The organism is Variovorax sp. P2_H12 (assembly GCF_056403395.1).
Genome location: NZ_JBFUFO010000324.1, coordinates 1 through 366, shown reverse-complemented (window position 1 = coordinate 366; position 366 = coordinate 1). Strand labels below are relative to the sequence as shown.

Annotated in this window: 1 protein-coding gene; it reads right to left on the bottom strand. The window is 68.6% G+C overall.

Annotated elements, in window-relative coordinates; translation table 11 throughout:
• Nucleotides 1-133: 133 nt before the first annotated feature.
• Nucleotides 134-366 (bottom strand): TSUP family transporter (locus AC1DYK_RS36335; protein ID WP_478170679.1); only part of this gene is annotated, 233 nt, incomplete at its 5' end.

Sequence of the window (366 nt, the reverse complement as noted above, 5' to 3'; positions counted from 1 at the left end):
GCCTTCAGCACTGCATGGCCGACGACACCGCCGAACCGGCCGATCGGAACCAGATGCGCGCCCGGCTGGAGAAGCTGTTCCTCTCGCTCGCCTGAGCCCGGATCCCGATTTGCTGTCGACGGCGTGACGTGGCTCAGACCACGGTATCGACCAGCATGAAGAGCGCAACGGCGATCAGTGCTGCGCCGAAGATCCGCTGCAGCGCGGCAGTGGACACCTTGGTGGCGAGACGCTTGCCGTCCCAGGCCCCGAGGACCGCCGCCGCCGTGAACGGGGCGATCACCGCCCAGTCCAGCGAGGTGGGGGTGGTGAGCCGGCTGGCCAGGGCGGCCGTGGAGTTCACCGTGATGACGAGCAGGCTGGTAC